This window comes from Chryseobacterium sp. JJR-5R (assembly GCF_034047335.1).
Taxonomy (GTDB): Bacteria; Bacteroidota; Bacteroidia; order Flavobacteriales; family Weeksellaceae; genus Chryseobacterium.
The window spans coordinates 175,141-194,023 of the sequence record NZ_CP139137.1 but is presented as its reverse complement, the minus strand read 5'-3'; the positions used below and the strand labels follow the sequence as shown (position 1 = coordinate 194,023).

Annotated in this window: 18 protein-coding genes; 4 read left to right on the top strand and 14 right to left on the bottom strand. The window is 40.6% G+C overall.

Going from position 1 to position 18,883, the window contains the following annotated elements:
- Window positions 1–8 precede the first annotated feature (8 nt).
- The 8 genes from SD427_RS00930 to SD427_RS00895 form a co-directional block, all read right to left on the bottom strand.
- The gene (locus SD427_RS00930) at window positions 9–749 is read right to left on the bottom strand and encodes an ABC transporter ATP-binding protein (RefSeq protein WP_320559459.1); all 741 of its coding nucleotides are present in this window, start codon (window positions 747–749) and stop codon (window positions 9–11) included.
- A gap of 27 nt (window positions 750–776) precedes the next feature.
- A complete protein-coding gene (locus tag SD427_RS00925; RefSeq protein WP_320559458.1) occupies window positions 777–2,243 on the bottom strand; it encodes a DUF5687 family protein in 1,467 nt (488 codons plus the stop codon).
- A 227-nt stretch (window positions 2,244–2,470) separates the two neighbouring features.
- Window positions 2,471–4,120, bottom strand: a complete 1,650-nt coding sequence (locus SD427_RS00920; protein ID WP_320559457.1) for a DNA repair protein RecN — start codon at window positions 4,118–4,120, stop codon at window positions 2,471–2,473.
- A gap of 65 nt (window positions 4,121–4,185) precedes the next feature.
- Window positions 4,186–5,094, bottom strand: coding sequence for a DUF4835 family protein (locus SD427_RS00915; RefSeq protein WP_320559456.1), 909 nt, complete (start codon window positions 5,092–5,094; stop codon window positions 4,186–4,188).
- Window positions 5,095–5,130: 36 nt separating this feature from the next.
- Window positions 5,131–6,333, bottom strand: coding sequence for a bifunctional phosphopantothenoylcysteine decarboxylase/phosphopantothenate--cysteine ligase CoaBC (gene coaBC, locus SD427_RS00910; protein WP_320559455.1), 1,203 nt, complete (start codon window positions 6,331–6,333; stop codon window positions 5,131–5,133).
- A gap of 117 nt (window positions 6,334–6,450) precedes the next feature.
- Window positions 6,451–6,774, bottom strand: a complete 324-nt coding sequence (locus tag SD427_RS00905; protein WP_056219342.1) for a DNA-directed RNA polymerase subunit omega — start codon at window positions 6,772–6,774, stop codon at window positions 6,451–6,453.
- Between the two features lie 41 nt (window positions 6,775–6,815).
- Window positions 6,816–7,811, bottom strand: a complete 996-nt coding sequence (locus SD427_RS00900; RefSeq protein WP_320559454.1) for an outer membrane protein assembly factor BamD — start codon at window positions 7,809–7,811, stop codon at window positions 6,816–6,818.
- A 103-nt stretch (window positions 7,812–7,914) separates the two neighbouring features.
- The gene (locus tag SD427_RS00895; RefSeq protein ID WP_056219335.1) at window positions 7,915–8,544 is read right to left on the bottom strand and encodes a TetR/AcrR family transcriptional regulator; all 630 of its coding nucleotides are present in this window, start codon (window positions 8,542–8,544) and stop codon (window positions 7,915–7,917) included.
- A gap of 132 nt (window positions 8,545–8,676) precedes the next feature.
- Here SD427_RS00895 and SD427_RS00890 point away from each other — a divergent pair, with 132 nt between their 5' ends.
- From SD427_RS00890 to SD427_RS00875, 4 genes are all read left to right on the top strand, one after another.
- Window positions 8,677–9,267: a TatD family hydrolase gene (locus SD427_RS00890; RefSeq protein WP_320559453.1), complete on the top strand. Its 591-nt coding sequence runs from the start codon at window positions 8,677–8,679 to the stop codon at window positions 9,265–9,267.
- Window positions 9,260–9,985, top strand: a complete 726-nt coding sequence (locus SD427_RS00885) for a tRNA threonylcarbamoyladenosine dehydratase (protein ID WP_320559452.1) — start codon at window positions 9,260–9,262, stop codon at window positions 9,983–9,985. Before SD427_RS00890 ends, SD427_RS00885 begins: the two co-directional genes overlap by 8 nt.
- A 77-nt stretch (window positions 9,986–10,062) precedes the next feature.
- The gene (gene rnpA, locus SD427_RS00880; protein ID WP_320559451.1) at window positions 10,063–10,437 is read left to right on the top strand and encodes a ribonuclease P protein component; all 375 of its coding nucleotides are present in this window, start codon (window positions 10,063–10,065) and stop codon (window positions 10,435–10,437) included.
- 212 nt (window positions 10,438–10,649) lie between these two features.
- The gene (locus tag SD427_RS00875; protein ID WP_320559450.1) at window positions 10,650–11,258 is read left to right on the top strand and encodes a DUF4126 domain-containing protein; all 609 of its coding nucleotides are present in this window, start codon (window positions 10,650–10,652) and stop codon (window positions 11,256–11,258) included.
- 119 nt (window positions 11,259–11,377) lie between these two features.
- Here SD427_RS00875 and SD427_RS00870 read toward each other — a convergent pair whose 3' ends face one another.
- From SD427_RS00870 to miaB, 6 genes are all read right to left on the bottom strand, one after another.
- Entirely contained in the window at window positions 11,378–13,933 is a 2,556-nt protein-coding gene (locus SD427_RS00870) for a hypothetical protein (protein ID WP_320559449.1), read from the bottom strand.
- A gap of 16 nt (window positions 13,934–13,949) precedes the next feature.
- Window positions 13,950–14,504: an LptE family protein gene (locus SD427_RS00865; protein ID WP_320559448.1), complete on the bottom strand. Its 555-nt coding sequence runs from the start codon at window positions 14,502–14,504 to the stop codon at window positions 13,950–13,952.
- Window positions 14,494–15,186, bottom strand: coding sequence for a hypothetical protein (locus SD427_RS00860; RefSeq protein WP_320559447.1), 693 nt, complete (start codon window positions 15,184–15,186; stop codon window positions 14,494–14,496). The genes SD427_RS00865 and SD427_RS00860 overlap by 11 nt, the downstream gene beginning before the upstream one ends.
- Before the next feature lie 11 nt (window positions 15,187–15,197).
- Window positions 15,198–16,493, bottom strand: a complete 1,296-nt coding sequence (locus SD427_RS00855; protein WP_320559446.1) for a sigma-54 dependent transcriptional regulator — start codon at window positions 16,491–16,493, stop codon at window positions 15,198–15,200.
- A 91-nt stretch (window positions 16,494–16,584) separates the two neighbouring features.
- Window positions 16,585–17,019, bottom strand: coding sequence for a hypothetical protein (locus SD427_RS00850; protein ID WP_320559445.1), 435 nt, complete (start codon window positions 17,017–17,019; stop codon window positions 16,585–16,587).
- 59 nt (window positions 17,020–17,078) lie between these two features.
- Window positions 17,079–18,518 (bottom strand): tRNA (N6-isopentenyl adenosine(37)-C2)-methylthiotransferase MiaB, encoded by a 1,440-nt coding sequence (gene miaB, locus SD427_RS00845; RefSeq protein WP_320559444.1) that lies wholly within the window; start codon window positions 18,516–18,518, stop codon window positions 17,079–17,081.
- Window positions 18,519–18,883: the final 365 nt, after the last annotated feature.

Below are 18,883 nucleotides of genomic sequence, written 5' to 3'. Positions count from 1 at the left end.
ATCGCAAATTATTCTGCTTTATTATAATCAGGCTCAGCGGGCGGAGATGAAACCTGATCTGCAAAGTACTGCTCCAGGTCTTTAAGGGTTTCAGGGTTGGTGTTGATATCTTTCACCAGCTTCCCTTTGTTCACTACTACAATCCTGTTGCAGACTTCCGTAGTATGGGAAAGGTCGTGGCTTGAGATCAGGAATGTCACCCCATCCTGCTTGGACAGTTCTTTAATCAGGTTTTTGAGTTTGATCTGTGTGGACGGGTCCAGGTTTGCAAAAGGCTCGTCCAGAATAATAATCTCAGGGTTTCCGATAATCGCACCTACAATCCCTACTTTTTTCTGATTCCCTTTGGAGAGATCCCGGACGTATTTCCCGGAGTTTAAAATTTCGCCGCTGAAAAGGTCATGGAACTGCTTCAGGAACTCATCTACTGAAGCTTTGTTCTGGCCTCTCAGCTCACCGATAAAGTAGAAATACTCTTCCGGTGTTAAATACCCGATCAGGAAAGAGTCATCCACAAAAGCAGAAACCTTGTTCTTCCATGCTTCCGATTCACTGACTTTAATTCCATCAATGCTTACAAACCCTGTTGTTGCCTGAATCAGGTCCAGCATTACACTGAAAAGCGTTGTTTTTCCTGCTCCGTTATTGCCTACCAGCCCGAAAGTTTCACCTTTTGGAATTTCCAGGTTTTCGATATATAAGACGGTTGCTTTTCCGTATGTTTTTGATAAATTCTCTATGGTGATCATATGGTTATGGTTATGGTTATGATTTGATTAATCTTTATTTTTGAATGCTTCCAACGTACTGTATTTTTCCACTTTGTAATGCCTCACGATAATATCGAAGATTTTTTCCCTGAATAAAAATCCGATTACTCCCATTGCTGCTACACTTATAACGCCCGCCGTGATTCCCGAAAAATGCTGGACCAGTCCGAAAACCGTCATCGGCAGAAACATCTTCGGGATCAGCAGCAGTAAAGCCTTTATATTGAAGCTGTTTTTCTGCCCGAATCTTTTTTCCTTGGAATTGAGGTCGATCTGCGATTTGTTAAAAGCTCCGGACCAAAGCGTAAACTGGGAATTAACCCCGATGTTATAAATTCCCGCTGCAAAGAAAGTCAGGTACATTTCCCAGCCGAAATAAGCATAGCAAAGCGCAAGAACCATGGAAGCGGCGGTCACGATATTCATCAGCCACCATTTTGCTTTCAGGTATTCTTTGTAAGGAACATTCAGCGTCATCATCAGCGGATAATAAGAACTGTCAAAAGCCGGCACCCGCTGCCCGAACAGGAACTGGAACCCGCCCGTTACAAACAGTCCCATAAATATTGTCATCGTAGACGTTTTATATATGGGAGAAGTAAACATCAGCATGCCGTAAAAAAGGAACATGAAACTTCCCCATAAAATTCCTTTGGTTACCTTGTTACGCTTCAGCATTTTAATATCATTATTGATAAAAGTGCCGATGGCTCCGTATTTATTTAAAAAAGCGATGTTTTCTGTTTTCCCCACTTCTTTTTTAGCTTCGAGGCCTTGGTCCAGATAGAATACTTTGCGGATATGCTGAAAACAGATTTTCCATAATCCTAAAAACAGCATGAGTGAAATTACCGCGAAATAAGGCTTTTGGTAAAAGTTATAAAAGAACTGCTCCGAATATTCCAGCACAGGGACAATCTGGTAATAAGCCAAGCCTGCAACACCCAGGAATATACATCCCACAGCAATGGCTACCGTCTCTTTATCATTAAAGAGAATATTGATGAAATTATTGAGATAAAACAGCAGAGAAACTCCTATGAACCAGCCTAAAACCCCGGTTACACTGTACCCGTTAAACAGGGCGATCCCGCAGAACGTAATAAAGAACAACGAATTCAGCCAGCTGAAAACGGAAAGAAAAGTCTTGCTCAGCAGATAATTAACCAGTGTTTTTTTCCGGATATTCAGGGTAAGAAACGGCTTAATATTTTGTGTCGGCATTTCCTGCCAGATATATTTGGCAATCAGGTCTACCGCCCAGCCTGCTATCAGAAACCGGGAAACCACTTTTAAGGGATCCTTGTGCAATTCTTCCTGAACAAAGAAAAATGCGAAAAATGCCCCTCCAGCCAGACACAACATGAAATAGAGAATCCCGATGAAACGGAGGATTTTCATAGCAAGGTTAATCCCTAAAGAAGAACCCCTGAAAAAACTTTTGATTTCTAATCTGAGGAATTTAAAAAACATAGTTATCTTTTTTTATATTAGTAAGGATAAGGATAATAATGTTACAGATTTTTACTTAATCTGTTTGAAAATACGGAACACGGTATGGATTTCCATCAACTCATATTGATAATAACCTCTTTTGTACGATGGAATGCCACTTATAACAAACTGACACCTGAATGAAAATAAAAAAAGCTTCTGAATAATCAGAAGCTTCAATATCTCTATTATATATGTTTCAAATTTTAATTCATCAGCTCTTTCGCCTGTGCCAGCGCAGCTTCTGTAATCTTGCTTCCTGAAAGCAGCTGGGCAATTTCATTAAGTTTTTCCTTGTCATTCAGAGGGATAATTGTCGACTGGGTTTTCCCTGCAACGTCCTGTTTTACGACTTTGTAATTGTTATTTCCTTTTGCAGCCACCTGTGCCAGGTGGGAAATAACGATCAGCTGCATATCGGCAGACATTTCACGCATCAGGTTCCCGATTTCCTCGGCTACTTTTCCTGAAACGCCGGTATCGATCTCATCTAAGATCAAAGTCGGGAGCTCATCGCTTTCTGCAATTATCTTTTTTACGGCCAGCATGACCCTGGACCTTTCACCGCCTGAGATAGCGGTCTGAATAGGTTTCAGTGGGAACCCGGAGTTTGCCTGGAACAACAGCTGGATGCTTTCTTTTCCAAAGGCATTGAAATCCTGAGCAACCTTTAGTTCAATATCTACTTTTGCTTTTTCAAGGCCTAATTTTTTAAGCAGGCTTTCCGCTTTTTTTATAAATACCGGAATGCTTTTTTTCCTGTTTTTGGAAAGTTTTTCAGAAAGGGACTGAAGTATTTTTCCTTTTTTGGCAATATTTTCTTCAATATCAGCAATATGGGCTTCCAGTTCAGAAGCGCCTTTCTGGTCACCGGTCAGCTGATCCCTGATTTCTTTGAGCTCCTCAATACCGGAAACATTATGTTTTACCAGAAGCGCATTGATCCGGTTGTTAAGTTCGGCAAGCCTGGTCAGGTTTTCGGGATTGATGTCTATTTTTTCGGCTTCGTCCTCAAGCTCGGAAATAATGTCTTTAAGTTCAACAAAAGAAGTTTCCAGCCTTTCATCCAGTTCCGAAAAGGCATTTGAAACTTCTGCGATTTTTGAAAGCTTGTTTTTCGCTTCGTTAAAAAAGGACAGGATCCCTACTTCTTCCTGATGGAAACGCGACAGTACTTTAGCCAGGTTTTCAGAGATCATTTCAGCATTTTCCTGTATAGAAAGCTGGTTCTGAATTTCTTCATAGGCCACATCATCAAGATGGAGTTCTTCCAGTTCATTTAATAAAAATTCTTTGTAATCACTTTCTTTCCTGTTTTCGGAAAGCTGGACCTGAAACTTCTTAAGCTGGATTTTTAAGCTCTGGAAATCTGAGAATACGTTTTGGTATTCTTCAATCAGTTTTTTGTTTTCAGAAAGCCCGTCGATAATTTTAAACTGGTATTCAGAAGTGAAAAGGTTAGACGTTTCAAACTGGGAATGGATATCGATCAGCTGGGAAGAGAGTTCTTTCAGCACATCCAGAGTCACCGGCACATCATTAATGAAGGCCCTTGATTTTCCGGAAGGCAGGATTTCCCTTCGGATAATGGTCTGGTGCTCGTAATCGAGATCATTTTCAATAAAGAATTTCTTGAACTGATTATGTAAAGCGAACTCTGTTTCTACAATGCTTTTCTGCTGCGCATTTGAAATGGATTTTATATCCGCCCTTTCCCCGAGAATCAGCCGCAAAGCCCCTAAGATAATGGATTTCCCCGCACCGGTTTCCCCGGTGATTACCTGCAGGCCGTTGTTGAGTGATACTTCAAGGGTATCAATCAGGGCAAAGTTTTTAATGTAAATTCTCGAAAGCATTGATAATAGCGGTTACTTTAGCTATTGCAAATATAGAACTTTAGATTTCAGAATTCAAGATAAGATTACTGTTTCCACTTGCTCCATCTGGCTTCTGTATTTTTTGGCGAAAGAATGATCATCTCGTTCTTCAGATCACTCAGAACAATCCCCCCATTATTCCCGGAATTGAATATATTGAATATTTCATCCGCTTTGGCATCCATAAAAAGATTAAAAAAATAGGCCTGCTGAAAAGAGTTTTCATATTGTTTCAGCTGCATCAGTGCATCAAAAATAACTTTTTTCGCGGCAGTCTGATCCTGGTTGAACAGGTTATCCAGGCCTGCCCTGTGGTAAGAGTACATCGTTGCACGCAGCTGGTTCCAGTTCGGGCTTAAGATTTCTTTAATCAGGATGGAACGGCTTCTCGGTTCATTGATCTGCTTCCAGCCGTCATAGGTATTCTGTGACTCTCCGTTCTGGGCAATCTGCTGGGCTTTCTGGAACCACTGGGTTCCTGCCATGGACTGAAAACTGTCGGCATCATAGCCTAAGATAAGGTATATATAAAAACTGATCACATCAATCAGGTTTTTTCCTGAAAACTGCCTTTCATTGAAGATGAGGTTTTCATTTTCCACATAATCGAAAGAAAATCGCTGATCCTGAAGGTTGATCAGCGGAGATTCATAAGTGGTATTGAAAACAGGTCGGACTGCCTGTACTACAATATTTCCTCTGAACCGGTTCCCTTCTCTTTCTGTGATGACAATTGCAAAATTGGATTTGATCTTTTCAAAATTCTGAAGTCTTTTCCCCGTCCAGCTTGTATTGTTGATGAAATCCCTGAGGCTTTTCTCCAAAGCTTTGTACGCGGACTGGTTACTTCCGCCCAGCTGCTGCGAGTTTACCTGAACGGTAGCCAGTAATTCCTGGGAAAAAACGAAATTGGTTATGAACAGGAGTAAAAATATGCTTAAAAATTTTTTCATTTTTTATTAAAGATTAAGAACGGAAATTTATTAAAATTATTTTAAAAGTTGGATCTCAATAAAATCCAGGATATCCCCGGCCACTTCTTCCTTGGATTTCAGGCTGAATTCCTTTTTTTCCGTTCTGGTAAATATTTTTATTTTATTGGTATCATTTTTAAACCCTGCCCCTTCGTCACGCAGGGAATTCAGCACAATCATATCCAGGTTTTTCTTTTCCAGTTTCCCTTTTGCATTTTCTTCTTCATTCTGCGTTTCCAGCGCGAAGCCTGCCAGGAACTGATGGGTTTTCCTTTCACCCATTGTTTTCAGGATATCCGGGTTTTTGACCAGTTCGATGGTCATGCTTTCACCTTCTTTTTTTATTTTTTCCCGAGCCACTTCTTTCGGAGCATAATCTGCAACGGCTGCACTTGCAATCCCGATATCTGCAACATTATAAAACTCCAGGACTTTTGCCAGCATTTCTTTGGCTGAAGTTACCCTGTGAAGGTCAATATTTTTTCCTGTGGCTTTCTCAGAACTTGGGCCGGAAACCAGAATAACCCTGGCCCCTCTTTTTGAAGCTTCCTCTGCCAGGGAAAAGCCCATTTTCCCGGAAGAATGGTTCCCGATGAACCGCACGGGATCAATAGCTTCATAGGTGGGCCCGGCAGTAATCAGAACAGTTTTCCCTTCCAGTGTTTTTACGGTATCTGAGTTTAAAAAATCTTCAACAGTTTTTGCAATGGTTCCGGGTTCGGCCATTCTCCCCTGCCCGACCAGCCCGCTTGCCAGTTCGCCGTGTTCGGCAGGAATTATATGATGCCCAAAACTTTCTGCCAGCTCTAAATTTTTCTTTGTGGAAGGGTGCATATACATATCCAGATCCATTGCAGGAGCAATAAAAACCGGACATTTTGCAGACATATACGTAGCCATAAGCAGGCTGTCGCACATCCCGTGAACCATTTTAGACAGGGTATTTGCCGTACATGGTGCCATCAGCATCACATCTGCCCACAAAGCCAGTTCCACATGGCTGTTCCAGGTTCCGTTGTCACTGTAAAAGTCTGTGTATACCGGTTTTTTAGATAATGTGGACAGGCTGAGCTTAGTTACAAAGTGTTCTGCATCAGCCGTCATGATTATCTGAACCTCAGCTCCTTTTTTGATAAAATCCCTGATCAGGAAGTGAATTTTGTAAGCTGCAATTCCTCCTGAAACTGCGATAAGAATTTTTTTCCCGGCAAGACCCATTACGATTTAATTTAAGAATACTAAATTACTTAATTTTTATGATAAACCTTTGAAACAGCAAAGGTCATAAAGAAAAGATTTCCTTTATGACCTTTATTTATAAAAACATACTGATTTCTATTTTCTTTCTTCAGTTTTCCTGAAGTAGATGTCTTCATTCAGCCATTCCTCGATAGCGATAGAAGTTGGTTTCGGGAGTTTTTCGTAATGTTTTGAAATTTCGATCTGCTCTCTGTTTTCGAACACTTCTTCCAATGTAGAATTGTGAACAGCGAACTCGTCAAGCTTGTTATGCAATTCCGTACGGATTTCAGCATTGATCTGCTCTGCTCTTTTTCCCATGATAACAATCGCTTCATAGATTGATCCTAACTTGTCTTCAATCTTATCTTTATCGTAAGTAATGGTATTTACTTCTGCTTTTGTATCTTTTACACTCATTTTGAGAATATTAATTTATATTAAGTCCGCAAATTTACGAATTATCTTTGAATCTTGAAAGTGGCAGCCGGCGGCGGGGTATTTATAGCCGCACTGTCCCTCTGGATCTGCATTGCCTTCTTCTCTGCATCCAGCTGATCCTTGACCTGCTGCTCAGTTTTAGACTTTTCAGCGTTCTGTGCTTCCAGTTTTTTCTGTCTTTCCGTTAAAACGGCAATCCTTGCTTCCGTCTGTTTTTTTACGACAACGAAATCAGTTTTCTCTTTTTCAAGCTTCTGCCTGATATCCAAAGCTGTTTTGGCAACTTCAGTATCCGGCATTTCTTTTTCGATCTGTCTTGTAAATGCCAAAGCACTTTCAATACGCTCGTCTTTAAGGTCATAAACGGATTTTGTCGCCAGCTCGTAACGTGACCTTACGATATAATCATAAATCTGAGGACGGAGCTTTGTACTCGGAAAGTCTTCCAGTACATTTTCCAACGCTACGTTTGCCGCCTTATATTCACCCATCTTGAAATACTGCTTTGCATTTTCATAAGCTTTAAGTTCCAGCTTATAAGAAAGCTCATCAATAAGGGTATTGATATTTTTAGACCTTTCGGAATTGGGATAGTTGTTCAGGAAATCCTGGAGCTCATTAATAGCCGACTGGGTTGTAGACTGATCCAGGTTATAATCCATAGACCCTTCATAGTAGCACAATGCAGACATATAAGCTGCTTCTTCCGCTCTCGGATCTTTCGGGAAACTTACCGCGAAATTTTTAAACTGATGCCCTGCCAGTTTATAGTTTTTATCATAATAATTAGCATATGCCGTATTAAAGCCTACATTAGGGAAATCATCTGTACCGGCTACAAGATTGGCCAGCCTGTCGTAAAGGGCTAATGCATTTTTCCATTTCTTTTTGGCAAAATTATCATTGGCTGCCTTCAGAATAAAGTCTTTATCAGCACTTTTCATTGCTTTTTCCTGCCGGCTCACACAAGATGACAATACCGCTACAGCAAAAACACCTAAAATATATTTTTTCATATAAAAAATTCAACAGTTTTCGGATGATACAGCCGATTTACTAATTTGCAAAAATATAACTTTTTTGCCAATAGATTTTTTTTTATGATTATTTAACGTAATTTTAGTCTGCTGCATAGCCCAGAATGGCAAAAACACTCATTAAAAGATTCATTTTCACTTTCTTCTCGGCTTCCTTGGCATAGGTTTCTTCACTCTTATTGGGAACATAAAGTTCATAGAAATTTCTGTTCCTGATCACGAATAAGGTAGACCCTATAATGGTCGTCAGGATATCTTCAGGTTTCGGTGTAAAAGTAAAAACTCCGGAGGACACTCCCTTTTTAATAACTTCATCCAGCTTTTTTACAAAAATCTGATAAAAATCCAGCAGTTCGCCCTTTACAGTATCGGTATGGCGAAGCTCCTGGGTAACAAATCCATGGAAATAATTGTACTTGAACAACTGGGAAACAATATATTTAATAATCTCTTTCATCTGCATTTCCGGCTTTCCGTCTTTGATCGTGTCTGCAAATTCAGAAAAATTTTCTCTGGTTTTCAATACCCTGTACTGATAGAGGTAGGACATCATTTTTTCTTTGGAGCCAAAGTAATACGAAATCATCGCTACATTGATATTGGCCTTCGAGCAGATATCCCTTACAGATGTTCCTTCGTACCCTTTTTTGGCAATCAGCTCTTCGGCAATATCCAGTATATGAATTTGTTTTTCGGTAAATTTTTTCTTCATACAGTGCACTTTTAGTAAAGTTAAGAATTTTTTAACAAACTGATAAACGTTCGTTTAAGAAATAGGATTTGGTTATAATTAATATTATTTTTGAAAATGGAGTTTTTTGATTTTCATCATCATAAAAAAAATATGCCAAACGGCATCTATAATCTCGGTTTAAGGGTAGATCCGGTGAATTTCCCGTATTCCATAGGGATTCATCCTAAAGATATTGATCCTGCAGATATTGAAGGCCAGTTCAGGTGGCTGGAATCAAATATTACGGCAGATTGCTTTGCTGTAGGCGAATGCGGACTGGATTCTTTTGCAGAAACGGACCTGAAAATCCAGGAGGATGTTTTTCTAAGACAGATCAGGTTAGCCAATGAAATCAGAAAACCCGTTATTATACATTGTGTAAGAAAATTTTATGAAGTGATTTCTCTTAAAAAATATGCCGAACAGCCTATGATTATTCATGGTTTCAATAAAAAACAGAGCATTGCCGACGACCTGCTGCGCCATAATTTTTATCTGAGTTTTGGAAAAGCACTCCTGTATAATTTATCTTTGCAGCATACTTTTAAAAGTATCCCTGCAGAAAGAATCTTTTTAGAAACTGATAATGAAGATTTCAATATCGGGGAACTGTATGATAAAGCCTCGGAACTCAGAGGCATTTCCACGGAAAAAATGAATAAACAGATTTTAGAAAATTTAGAGACGATAAAAAATGGATAAGAAATGGCTGGAGAGAACGGAGCTCCTTATTAAGGAAAACGGTTTAAAAAAGCTGAATCAGGCAACGGTTCTGGTTGTCGGCCTCGGTGGTGTCGGTTCCTTTGCGGCCGAATTCCTGGCAAGAGCCGGAATAGGAAAAATGACCATCGCAGACGGCGATACGGTAGACATCACGAATATCAACAGGCAGCTGCCTGCTCTGCATTCAACAGTAGGAAGACATAAGGTAGAGATCGTAGCTGAAAGGCTTCTGGATATTAACCCCGACCTTCGCCTGACCAAAATCAATGAGTTCCTGGATCCTGAGAGAATGGATGAAGTGCTGGATTCGGACAAGTTCGATTATGTCCTGGACTGCATTGACAGTGTTACCCCGAAGCTCTGCCTGATCATCGCTGCCAAAAGAAGAAGAATAAAGATTGTAAGTTCAATGGGCGCAGGCGGGAAAACAGATCCCAGCAAAGTAATGGTGAGGGACATCAGCAAAACGGAACACTGCCACCTGGCCAGGCAGGTAAGGAAAAGGCTTAAGAAAGAGAAAATAGACAAAGGGGTGCGCTGTGTTTTCGCTAATGACATCCAGGATGAAGAGAGCCTTAAAATGACTGACGGAAGCAATTACAAGCGTTCATTCTACGGAACGATAAGCTACATGCCTGCGATTTTCGGCCTGTATACGGCTTCGGAAGTGATTAATCATCTGTTGAACAAAGAGTAGATCTCCGAATTGCCCCGCATCAATGCAAGGGTGACATAAGTAAGTAAAAATAAAAAACTTATATTTACGGTCCGTAAATGACAGATTTCAAATATCCCAGAGCCGAAAAACTCAAGAAAAAAACTGAGATTACTTTACTTTTTGAAAAAGGTAAATGGAAAACGCATGGGAACCTCAGAATTATTGTTCTGAAGAATAAACCTGCCACGCCTGTTGATGATACAAAATTTGCAGTATCGGTTTCCAAGAGATATTTTAAAAAAGCAGTTCACAGAAACCGGATCAAAAGGCTTCTGCGCGAGTGCTACCGCCTGAACAAGGAACTGTTTAAAGAGGCTTTCGGGGATAAATCCTTGGCGATGCTTTTCTGGGTCTCCCAGGAAATGCCGCAGAAATTCCAGGATGTGGAAGCACAGTTCATTAAACTCTGCCAGGCCCAGAAAAAAGCTTAGGATTTATTTAATCGGCTGATACTTCAGTTTAAAGCCAAGGGTTTTGCTTTTGAATATATAATTGAAATTGAATATCAAACATGCCATTTTGGATAATGAGGTTTTCTTTATAAACACAGCGGATAACCGTTTGTTTTAAAACCGGAAAATTGTGAAACGGAAAAGAATACATTTTTGTATCTTTAAGCAAAACAATTAATCTGAAAATTAACATGTTAGATAACATTCCTTTTTTACCGTATCTACTGAGCGCATTTATCGGGATCGGCCTGGCCGCAGCTTCAGGATTCCGGGTATTCCTTCCGATGTTTGCCGTAAGCCTGTCATCCTATCTGCACTGGATTCCCATGAATGAGCATTTTGAATGGCTTGCAGGGCTTCCGGCCCTGATTATTACCGGAATTGCTACAGTTGTGGAAATTTTAGCCTATTATATTCCTTTTGTCGATCACTTGCTGGACACCATTTCGGTGCCTATGGCTACGGTCGCAGGCTCGATATTATTTGCCAGCCAGTTTGCGGACCTCGGAACATTTCCGCAATGGGCTCTGGCCCTGATTGCCGGAGGCGGGACGGCAGTAACCATCAGCTCAGGATTTGCAGGGCTCAGGGCTGCATCCACTGCAACAACGGGCGGACTGGGAAATTCCGTCGTCGGAACTACGGAAACGGCAGGTGCAGGAATTATGGCTTTCCTGGCTATCGCAGCTCCGGTTATCGCCGCTGTTTTTGCAATTGCCATGATTATTGCCGTTATCTTTTTCGGAAGAAAAGCATGGCGGAAGCTTAGGAAACGTAAAAATGTTATTAATCATCTTTAAACATAAAGCGGCGGGAAAACTTTCTCCCGCCGCTTTATATTTTTCACTTGAAATAAATCTAAAGAATAAAATTCCTTATTTGATTGAACAAAATCATTATCACTGAATCTAATTTATAACTATTTGTTCCTGAAATCTTTGATTTCCTGTATTTTATCTCTGAAATAGTCTTCTTTTTCAGGTATCTTCCCGATCAGGATTTCAAATGCCTTAATGGCTTTCGTATATAATTTCTGTTCTACATAGAGTTTGGCCAGGGTTTCCGTCATTAAATGTGAAATATCATCTCCTTTCTCTTTCACCACAAAATTCACCTCATCTTTCAACTGACTGATTCTAGGATTGTTCTCAATGAAAGCCTCAATTACTTTGGTCTTGACCTCCACTTTTTCTTTTTCAACCTCTTCAGCCCTGTCAATTTTCAGCCAGCTCTGCCATGTATTGATAAATCCCGGGACGTTGCTGTCGGCAGGATTAGGCACAGTTACATTTACAGGAGCCCCTTCTGCCTTTTCTTCCTGCACTTTATAACTACTCTGCTCTTCAGTTTCTTTTTGGTTTTTTTCAGGCTGTGCAATACTCCATCCTGAACCAAAGAACGAAACATTCATTACCGGAGCTTCTTCTTTATTTTCCGTTTCTGTTTTTACTTTCCCATCATTGATCTGCTCATCTGTTGTGGTATCTTCTAGCGTTTCCTTTACAGGCTCATCGGCTGCAGGTAAAACTTCTTCCTGAACCGGTTTTTCCTCTTCTGTCTTAGTTTCTTCAGCAGCTGTTTCAGGTTTTGGCCGGGGAGTTTCTGCAGATTTGCTGAGTAAAGAATCAGGAAGATTGGATTCAAACGACATAGGCTTCCATGCGGATTTTATTTCTGCGGATTCTTCTGTTGCTATTATTTCCTTCTCTTGATCTACTTCTTTTACTTCTTCGGCTACTGCGGGCTGAGTTTCATCTGCTGAAACAATATCCTCCTTATTTTCTTCCCTACGTTCCGGCTCAGACGGCTGCATTTCAAAACTCTGGGTCTCTGCAAAACTGATGTCGCTGCCAAGGTTTTCAGGCTCTTTTTCTTTCTCTTCCTTCTTAACAGCATCAGAAGCAACCTTTTCTTTCATCCTTTTCTCAACCTTTTCAATCAGGCGGCGCATCTCATCTTCATGCTTATTGGTATTCGGCTGGATGATTTCAGCAGTACTGTTTTCCTCCGTATTGTTCGCCTGGATTTTTACTTCCGGCATGAAAGATTCCGTTCCGTGAAAGCTCAGTTCAGCATCATCCTGAACGGCTTCTTTTTCTTTTTCTGAGGAAATTTCATCTTCATCTATAACCTTTTCCGAAGTAAAACCAGTCTGTTGGGCCGTATCCGGGTCTTCAACATAATCCTGATTGTCAGCTGTGCCAGTTTCCTGAATATCTTTCGGTTCATTGTTCTGAACCTCAACTTCAGGAATAAAAGCTTCCGTTTCATGGAAACTCAATTCTGATTCATTGAGAATTACTTCTTCTTTTTCCGGCTCAGCAGTGATTTTTTCTTCTTCAATGATTGTTTCAGGGGTGAACTCTTCTGCCGGCTTATTTATATCCGTACTGCTTTCGGCATGTTCTTCAACAGAATCAGGCTCCTGAGTTTCTCTTGATTCGTTGTCCTGAACCTCAACTTCAGGAATAAAAGCTTCCGTTTCATGGAAACTCAATTCTGATTCATCAAAAATTACTTCTTCTTTTTCCGGCTCAGCAGTGATTTTTTCTTCTTCAATGATTGTTTCAGGGGTGAACTCTTCCGCCTGCTTATTTATATCCGTACTGCTTTCGGCATGTTCTTCAACAGAATCAGGCTCCTGAGTTTCTCTTGATTCGTTGTCCTGAACCTGAACTTCAGGAACAAGAGCTTCCGTTTCATGAAAATTTAATTTCGGTTCGTCAGGAATTACTTCTTCTTCAGGCTCAGCAGTGATTTTTTCTTCTTCAATGATTGTTTCAGAGGTAAATTCTTCGGGATTTCCATATCCTGGATCCTTAATTTGCCTGTCTTTTTCTTCCGTCTGACTTTCACTTTCACCTTCACCTTCAACAGCAACAGGTATTTCCGCTTTTCTGGGCTTCTGGGTAACAATGGAACCGGATTCCAGGGTTGATTCAAGGTCAATGGTTTCTATATCCTCATCTTCCATGAAATTTTCTTCGCCTTCAAATAAAATCCTGTTTTTTTCGCCGTTAACATATACATGCTTAATTTCAGGCCTGGGCTCAGGAAGTATACGCTGCTGTTCTTTAACTTCAACAATATCTTCTGCAGGTTCAATATTTTCAGGGATGTTTTCGTTAACCGGCGCATCTTCCCTTTTAAGGGGAAAACCTGAAATTTTCCTCTGCTGTAAAGGCTTTAAAACCTTTTCTTCAGGAGCCGGCTTTTCCGTGATGGCTTCAGATACCACTTCAGGTTTGGGCCGCTGCTGAATTTTACCGTTGATCAGCTGATACAGAATTTTCTTGTCTGTGGTATAGGCAGCTGTTGTTGAAAGCACTTTCTGATAGTTTTCCTTATCATACCGGTGTACCCCATACAGGTATAAAGCCCTGATATTCTGGATATAGGGAAAAGAATCAATCTCCTCTTCCAAAAGGCTTAGGTCTTCTGACTGAATGTTTTTCGGGGATTTTAATAATTCCAAGACTCTGTGATTCATCTTACCAGTTCGCTACAATGTCGTTAAATATCTTGTTTATAATTCTGTCCGTTGCTATTTTCACCTGAGAGCCTTCGATTTCAGACTGTGACAAACTGCTGTTGAATACCGCTTCATCAGAATAGCTTCTGTCAAAACTTACATCCGGGTGAAGCTTATTTTCATAATGCACTTTCACGGTGATGGTCAGTTTGTTCTGGGATTCCTGAACCACGCCTCCGGTACTCTGGTTCGTGGTGGTCGTGGAACTGATGGTGGTAGGTGTAATGGAATAATCCGTAATCTCACCTTCTACGAGAATATCCGGGTTTTCTTTGGTCCCTTTTAATGTAGTCCGCTGTAAAAACCGGTTCTGTATATCGGTAGAGAACTGCTGTGACAGAGTAGGATTTACCAGAGGAGCATTGTTCGGGAACTCGTTGATCTGTATGGTTTTTTCATCGGTAAGTGACGAACCGGTAAAACTGTAACAGGAATTGAGGATTCCCAGGCACAAAAGCAGCATCCAGGCAAACCCGGACATTTTAAATGTTATGTTTTTATTTTTAAAATTCATTTTCAGATCCGATTTCTTTTATTTCGTCATATTCAATCTGCTGCATCCCGTCTTCCAGGGCAAAATACTGAGCAGTGTATACAAACGGTATGGTCAGTAAAAGTCCGATACCGCATGCCAGAATGCCTAAATATCCTAAAATGGCAATAACAAGGATAAAAAGGAACATATTCAGTCCGTTTCCTTTCCCCATCGTTACAGACATGTTCCAGGCTGTTTTAACATCTGTAATGCCTCCCAATGAAATTAATGCCGTCATATAGAATGCCTTGATAAGAACCACAAAGATCGCAACATAGACGAACAACAGGTAAATCATATACAATATTCCGAACCCGGCAGAAAAATTATCTCCGTCAGCCATAAGCGGTATGAAAATAATCATCGGGATATAAATCAGCAACAATCCGCCGATCAAAATTAACTGCATGATGAAATACGGCATAAAATTGTCAAAATTAAAGATATCCCCGGAACTTACTTTTTCGCCTTTTCTAAGCCCTCTGCAGTATCTGTAAAAATTCCCTATGGCCAGCAGGCCGCAAAACGGAATGATTGACATTACAAAACAAAGCAGGAAAGCAACAAAGACGTCTCCGAAGTTGCTCTTTAAAAAAGTATATCCGCTGCTGATGTATTCGCCCATTTTAAAATTAACGGGTTTTGCATTTAATTTCATCATATTATTTAATTTTATTCTTCAAGATTATATTGTTTTATTTTCCGGTACAGGGTCCGCTGTGAGATTCCCAGTTCGTCTGCCGCTTTGTTCCTGCGTCCCTTATGCTTTTCCAGTGCTTTGATAATCAGGTCTTTCTCATTATTCTGAAGTGACAATGATTCCGGTTTGTTTTCTTCAATTTCAATATCTTCAATATCCTCATAACTCTCTTCAGGGCCGGACATAATGGTAGGAGTCTGCACAACGGGATGGTCATTACTGTTGTTATTCTCAAAATACAGCAAAGAATTCGGCGCTGCATTCTGCTGTGGCTCAGGCGTATAAATCCTGTTAATCAAGTTTTTTTCATGGTTGCTCAGGTCCGTATTGCCACGGTTTTTTATCAATTCCGAAGTTAAGGATTTTAAATCATTAATATCGTTACGCATATCAAAGAGAATTTTGTACATGATTTCCCTTTCATTACCGAAATCGCTTTGTTTCTGTGAATTAGGGATATTAACCACCATTGGAAGATGGGTTTCCATAGGGATATATTCCGCTAATTTTTCCGCCCTAACATGTCTTTCCCTTTCCACCACGGTCATCTGCTCCACCAGGTTCCTCAACTGCCGGACGTTTCCGGGAAAAGCATAGCTTTCAACATAATGCACAGCACCGGGTTCCAGCTCCAGCTCAGGCATCCTGTATTTTTCCGCAAAATCGATGGCAAATTTCCTGAACAGCAGGTGGATATCCCCTTTTCTTTCTCTTAAAGGCGGCATGTCAATCTGTACGGTATTCAGACGGTAGAATAAATCTTCACGGAACCTTCCGTCCTGTATGGCCTTCATCATGTTAACATTAGTAGCCGCAACAATCCTTACATTGGTCTTCTGCACCTGGGAAGAACCTACTTTCATGAATTCACCGCTCTCCAAGACCCTTAACAGGCGGACCTGTGTCTGTAGAGGCAATTCGCCTACCTCATCAAGGAAAATAGTTCCGCCGTCTGCCACTTCAAAATATCCTTTTCGGGTGGCTGTTGCTCCGGTGAATGCCCCTTTTTCATGTCCGAACAACTCAGAATCAATGGTTCCTTCCGGAATGGCTCCGCAGTTGACCACGATGTAAGGCTGGTGTTTCCTCTTGGATTCTGAATGGATGATTTTCGGGATAAATTCTTTCCCGACACCGCTTTCCCCGATAACCAGAACAGAAATGTCTGTGGGTGCTACCTGGATGGCTTTTTCTAAAGCGCGGTTTAAAGCAGGAAAATTCCCGATAATTCCGAAACGGTTTTTTATATTTTGTAACTCGATATTCATCGTAATTTAGATTATTTATTTTTACAGTTTTACTATTCTGCTGTAAAAATTAAGTTAATGTGTTAAAAATGATTTTAATAGATGTTTATTATTAACTCACTAGCATTAAATAATCCTTATTCCTGATTTTTGAGACTTTTGCTTTAAAATATAAAATATCATTGAAAGCGTATGCTTTACTGCTTTTCTCAAAGTCCTGCAGGGCCTGGCTGTGCTTTTGCTTTTTAAACAGCTCTGCTCCTGCTTTATCATGATAATAATGGGTTTGTATCTTCGTACAAAAAACAGTTCCGATAAGATCAGCTGCATGTTGTTTACGGCTGATGGCCAGATAGACCTTCTGCTCTTTCTTTACACAAGGTTTTTGTGAAATGCTGCAATCAGGATTTAAAATATGCTGATACCATTCATACAGCTGCCGGCAGTCTTCATTTTCAAAGCATCCGGTAATGCTTGCCTGTGCCGGGGCATTACTGCATATAATCACCAACAAAACACCAAGGCAATATTTCTGAAACTTTTCCATTGTTAATTTGTAGGTTATGCTGATTTATTTTTAAAACGATGCCTGATTTTAAGGCCAGCTTATTTTGAAACGGTTTCCCCTAAAAGTGTGCCCTGCGTATTATCAAATACAAAAACGTTCACAATGTCACCAATTTTCTGGCCTTCCAGCATATCAAATACACAGACTGCATTCTGGGAGTTCCTGCCTTTCCACTGATTTTTATTCTTTTTGGAAATTCCTTCAATCAGAACCTGATGGGTTTTTCCCACATATGATTTCATACGGTTTCTTGACAAGTCACCCTGTAATGCAATGACTTCCGCCAGGCGTCTCTGTTTTACGTCAGCCGGAATATTGTCTTCCATTTTTTTATGGGCAGGGGTTCCCGGCCTTTCCGAGTAGGCAAACATATAACCGTAGTCATATTCCACTTCTCTCATTAAGCTTAGGGTATCCTGATGGTCTTCTTCCGTTTCGCTGCAGAATCCGATAATCATATCCTGGGAAAATGCAATGTCCGGAACAATTTCTTTGGCTTTTCTGATGAGGTCGAGGTATTCTTCACGGGTATGCTGCCTGTTCATGGCTTCCAGCATCTTATTGCTTCCGCTCTGAACCGGTAAATGAACATATTTGCAGATGTTATCATGTTTTGCAATCATTCTGAATACATCCAGGCTCATATCCTGAGGGTTGGAAGTGGAGAACCTGATTCTCATTTCAGGTACTGCTTTAGCCACCTGATCAAGCAGCTGGGCAAAATTTACAGCGGTTGCCTGCTGCATTTCCGAGGCTTTGGCAAAATCTTTTTTCGGCCCGCCTCCATACCAGAGGTACGAGTCTACATTCTGTCCCAAAAGGGTAATTTCCTTGTATCCGTTGCGCCCAAGATCTTTGCATTCTTCTAAAATCGAGTGTGGATCCCGGCTCCTTTCTCGGCCTCTTGTAAACGGAACCACGCAGAACGTACACATATTATCACAGCCCCTTGTAATGGTTACGTAAGCAGTTACGCCGTTCCCTCCCAGACGGACCGGGTTGATATCTGCATAGGTTTCTTCTTTCGAAAGAATCACATTGATCGCATCCCTTCCGTCTTCTGTTTCTTTTAGAAGGTTAGGCAAATCCCGGTATGCATCCGGGCCGACTACTAAATCAACCAGCTGCTCTTCTTCCAGGAACTTGGTTTTCAGCCTTTCGGCCATGCACCCGAGGACGCCGACCGTCATATGCGGTCTTTCTTTCTTCAGGTTTTTGAACTGGGAAAGGCGCATTCTTACGGTCTGCTCCGCTTTTTCACGGATAGAACAGGTATTCAGCAGAATAAGGTCCGCTTCTTCTATCTTAAGTGTTGTGTTGTACCCCTGTTCATTAAGAATAGAAGCTACAATTTCGGAATCCGAAAAGTTCATCTGGCAGCCGTAGCTTTCTAAGAATAATTTCTTGGAATTGCCGTCCCGCTCCGCAATTGCAAAAGCTTCACCCTGTTTTGTTTCGTCTATATATTTTTCCTGCACGATAGTCTCTGTTTAAGTTCCAAACGATAAAAGCCCAAAGTTCCCGACATTAAATTTTAAAACTTCAAACTTTTGAATTAATTTGCAAAGATACAAAATATTGTGACAGAATGGCAGGAGGATTTTTTAATTAAATTCGGAAAATAATTTGCGATGCTCCTAATTCCGTGATCCAAAAATTACCATGATTACCGTTTTTAACGGCTGTCTGAAATAAGGGTTCTGATATCTCTTTTTAAAATATTCTTGTTATTTTATGCAATAAGACAGCCATTCCTTTCATCTAAGATCAGAATGGGCAAAAGCAAAATTTATCTCCAGGAAACTTATAAGCATTGCTGCTATTTTCATCATATCCTGTTATT